Here is a 4579-nt window from a genome sequence, read left to right as displayed (position 1 = left end):
ATACCTATAATGGATTATTAAAATTAATAAACATTTTACTATAATCATTTTAAATCTTCTCTGGTATATATACTTTAATTTATTTTCATCTATATTTTTTAATGATATTTAATACTCTAAATTGAAAATATCATCAATATATTTTAATAAAATACCTGAGTATTTTAGCAGACTTTCTCATATAAATTAGCATCTATATTTTTACGGATATAACAGAAATATTTAAATATATTAAAAAATATTATTACTTTCTAAAACATATACATCTCATACAAAAATAAACTAGGAAGAATTAATTTTAATTTTCTCATTAATGCCGAGTTTTATAGATAGATATACATTATTATGATTGTAATTATATAGCTAAATAAATACAGTTTGTAAAAAATATATTTTTTAATTTTACTTATTTGTTATGCTAGACTCTGCATGCCCTCAGTAACCACAAATTATTTTTTCCTAGGTATCCACTCGGTGAACGCTGTAAAACTTTGGTGCAGCACAAAGAAGTTTATAATTTTATACTTAATCTTGTATATTTCATTCTTACTTACTTAAATGTTTATAAAATTTCATTACTGTTATCTTTATTTTTTTCTTCGTGCTTTATTTAGATTATTTTTTAATTCTGCTAATTATATCAATTTCATAATTCTATAAATATTATAATTTTAAAGCATATCTAATACATATTATACATATAATAATGCTTTTAATAATAACCAATTTATTTATTGATAACTAGTAAGAAAAAAACATATTGTATAAAAATATCAAAAAATAATTTATGGTTGACAATACTAAATTATCAAATATAATTCTCTTTAAATAACTATACTAAGGTTAGGTACGATGAAAAAGTTTTATTTAATAATGATTATATTTTCTATTTTTATATCATGCTCTAAAAATAACGCATCAGAAAATGGCAGTACAATATGTGTTAATCTAGGTTCTGAACCAAAAACTATAGACCCTGCTTTAAACATAACATTGCAAGGTTCTACTTATGTAACTCATTTATTTGAATGTTTAACTACAAAATATAAGGACATAGAAATACAGCCTGGTGCTGCTGAAAGCTGGGATATTTCTGATGACGGACTTACATATATATTCCATTTAAGAACAAATGGTAAATGGTCTGATGGAAAACCATTAACAGCTAAGGATTTTGAATATTCTTGGAAGCGTGTTGTTGATCCTAAAACTGCAAGCGAGCCAAGCTATTTATTTGAACCAATATTAAATTTTTCAAATGTTAATGGCGGATATTTGCCTGTAGATGAGTTTGGAATAAAAGCAATAGATGATTATACTTTGGAAGTAAAACTAGAATACCCTACTGCATACTTCTTGGAGCTTGTAAATCTTCCAGTATTTTCTCCTGTAAGAAAAGACATGGTAGAAAAAGATCCTGATAACTGGACAAGAAATCCTGAGACATGTATAGGAAATGGTGCTTTCTTGTTAAAAGAAAGAAAAACTGATGAAAGCATCACTGTTGTAAAAAATACAAATTATTGGAATGCTGATACTATAGTAGCTCAAGAAATAAAATTTGTACTTATGGATAATCCTAATTCTTCAGTAGCAGGAGTCAAAGAGGGTTCTTTGCATTTCTCTGATCAATTTCCTTATCAGGATATAGATACATTAAGGGCGGAAGGCTTGATTGATACTGCAACTAGAATAGGAACGCAGTATTATGCCTTAAACACTACAAACGCTGTTTTAAAAGACAAAAGAGTAAGACGTGCATTATCACTTGCTATAGACAGAAACTATATAGTAGATAATGTATTAAAATCTGGAAGACCTGCAGGGGCATTAGTACCTTGGGGAGTTACTGATGTTGAGGGTTATTTCAGAGATAATGCTGGTGAATATATAAGTACTAATAAATCGGATTATCAAAAAAATGTTGAAGAAGCTAAAAGATTAATGGCGGAAGCTGGTTATCCTAATGGGGAGGGATTTCCAGTATTAGAATTTGCACTTACATTTAGTAACGATATACCTATGTTTGAGGCAGTGCAGAATATGTGGAAGGTTAATCTAGGAATAGATGTAAAACTTACTCAAATGGAATTTGCTCCTTTTATCCATGCATTTAGAACAGAAAGAAATTACACTATGGCAGCAGCTAGCTGGACTGGAAGCTATAATGATCCTACAACTTTTTTAAGCATGTTTGTAAGTTATTCATATAAAAATCACTCTCTATTTACAAATAAAGAATTTGATAATGCGATAATAACTGCTTCAAAAACAATAGATCAGAACATTAGGATGAGAGAACTACATAAAGCCGAAAAAATACTTATAGAAGATGAGGCTGTTATAATACCTATAGCATATTTTGAGCCTGCTGTATTAAAAAGTCCAAGACTGAAAGATGTATTTTATATTCCATTTGCCCAGTATAAATTCTCATATTCGTATTTGGAAAAATAAATAATATAAATCTTATAAAAAATTAGTTTTGATATAAATTACATCTTTATAAAAAAGGTTTTATAAAATAGCCATATTGCAATATTTATGGATATATAGTGATATATTATAAATAATATTTATAATTTTAATAGAATGATATATATATTATCTGTAAATAAATATACTTGACATATTTTTATTCGCATAATATATTTGTTAGCAATTAATTTTTAAAATTAAAAGGAACAATTATGCCAACTTATGAATATAAATGTGAAAACTGCGGTCATGAATTTGAAGAATTTCAATCAATAACTGCAGAAGCTAAAGCAACTTGTCCAGAATGCGGCAGTGAAGCTAAAAGAATGATATCGTTAAATAGCGGTATCATATTTAAAGGAAAAGGCTTTTATGTAAATGATTACAAAGCAAAAAACAGTGCTGCAAGCACTTCAAGTTCTTCCACTACTCCGCCTACCAAAAGCTGCTGAGGAGTTTGATTAAAGGCTTATAGGTTATAAGTTAATTTAAAAATATATACAAAAAACTATGTCAAAAAAAATATCTATAATGAATGTTTCAGAAGAGGATTTATCTAAATTCTGTAAGGAAAATAACTTTCCAAAGTTCCATGCTTCTCAGGTACTTGATTGGATATATAAAAAGTATGCTGTAAGTTTTGAAGATATGAGTAATATACCTAAAAATTTGAGGGCATTACTTGATGAAAACTATTTTATACATAATTCAAAAATAGAAACTATATCTGAAGATGAATATGGAACAAAAAAATTATTAATTTCATTATATGATAAGAAAAAAATAGAATCTGTTATTTTACAAAAAAAAGATAGAGTAACTTTTTGTCTCTCATCACAGGTAGGATGCGGCTATGGCTGTGCTTTCTGTGCTACTGGAAGTATGGGGTTATCACGTAATCTCACTGCTGATGAAATACTTGCTGAATTTATTTTAATGAGAGCTGTTACAAAAAAGGTAAATTCTATTGTATTTATGGGTATGGGTGAACCTTTAGCCAATACTAAAAATCTTTTCAAAGCTATAGAAACTATTAACTCTTTTAAAGGCTTTAATTTGGGAATAAGACATATCACTATATCAACTTCAGGCGAGGTAGTCGGAATAAAACAACTTATAGAAAAAGATTTGGACTGCCGTCTTGCTGTTTCTCTACATTCATTAAAAAATGAAGTGAGAGATAAAATTATGCCTATTAATAAGAGATATCCAATTGAAAACCTTATGGCTGTACTTAAAAGATACAGTAAAAATGGAAAAAGAATGATAACTTTTGAATGGGTGCTTATCAAAGATATTAATGATTCTGTTAACGATGCTTACAGACTTGTAAATTTAAAAAAAGAGTTTCCTTTCAAAGTAAATGTTATTCCTATGAATCCAGTAGAACATGCCCCTGAACTTCAAAGACCTAATAAAGATATTATATTAAGATTTAAGTCTATATTAAAAGATAACGGTATTGAAGTAGTAGAAAGATTTAAACAAGGTCAGGAAATTTTAGCAGGCTGCGGACAATTAGCTGTAAAAAATTTATAAAATATATACTATTTATTTTTTGTATAAATAATAGTATAATAATACTTAGATAAAAGTTAATCAATTAAGAGTTTTTTATGGAAAAATTTAATAGTTCTTTATTTAGCAGAAGATATGAGGGCTATAACTTAGAAAAGGAAATATGCATAATTAACAGAGGCATAGTAGAAAATGATGTATATGCCCTAGATTTTCTAAGAGAAGCTAATTATACATACAGCAAAGATAGGGATTATTTCTACTCTCTCTATTCTAAACTAGAAAAAAGCAATAACTGTGGAGTATATTTGATATTAACCGCTATACTCCTAAAAAAAGGAGATGAGAAAGCTAATATAAAAATAGCTGAAAAAAAAATAGATTTTCTTATGCAGAAAATATACGATTCTTATTATGCTAAGTATAATATAGTAGAACATTTGGGAACTCCAAATAGTATTACAGTTATTAATGATGATATAATATACGAAGATGATAAAAGATATGAACTTATTAAAAGATTTCATGTAAAAAAATCGGCATTTGGATATTTTAGTGCTTTAAGACCATATTCACCATATAA

The 4579-nt window shown here is 27.4% G+C and carries 3 protein-coding genes and 1 pseudogene; all 4 read left to right on the top strand.

Annotation, left to right across the window (positions count from 1 at the left end; translation table 11 throughout):
* The first annotated feature begins 852 nt into the window (after window positions 1-852).
* The gene (locus tag KQ44_RS02280; RefSeq protein ID WP_096736061.1) at window positions 853-2457 is read left to right on the top strand and encodes a peptide ABC transporter substrate-binding protein; all 1605 of its coding nucleotides are present in this window, start codon (window positions 853-855) and stop codon (window positions 2455-2457) included.
* Window positions 2458-2690: 233 nt separating this feature from the next.
* Complete coding sequence (locus KQ44_RS02275; RefSeq protein ID WP_096736060.1) at window positions 2691-2930, top strand: zinc ribbon domain-containing protein; 240 nt, start codon at window positions 2691-2693, stop codon at window positions 2928-2930.
* A 58-nt stretch (window positions 2931-2988) separates the two neighbouring features.
* Window positions 2989-4017 carry a 23S rRNA (adenine(2503)-C(2))-methyltransferase RlmN gene (gene rlmN / locus KQ44_RS02270; protein ID WP_096736059.1) on the top strand — a complete coding sequence of 343 codons (1029 nt, stop codon included), beginning with the start codon at window positions 2989-2991 and terminating at the stop codon, window positions 4015-4017.
* Window positions 4018-4094: 77 nt separating this feature from the next.
* Window positions 4095-4579: pseudogene (locus KQ44_RS02265) on the top strand (hypothetical protein); the annotation flags it as partial.

The sequence above is a fragment of the Brachyspira sp. G79 genome, assembly GCF_002379365.1.
GTDB lineage: Bacteria > Spirochaetota > Brachyspiria > Brachyspirales > Brachyspiraceae > Brachyspira.
This window is presented reverse-complemented; position numbering and strand designations above follow the sequence as displayed.

Coding starts and splice junctions, on each gene's coding strand:
- KQ44_RS02280 (WP_096736061.1), top strand. CDS start 853: ATGAAAAAGTTTTATTTAATAATGATTATATTTTCTATTTTTATATCA.
- KQ44_RS02275 (WP_096736060.1), top strand. CDS start 2,691: ATGCCAACTTATGAATATAAATGTGAAAACTGCGGTCATGAATTTGAA.
- rlmN (WP_096736059.1), top strand. CDS start 2,989: ATGTCAAAAAAAATATCTATAATGAATGTTTCAGAAGAGGATTTATCT.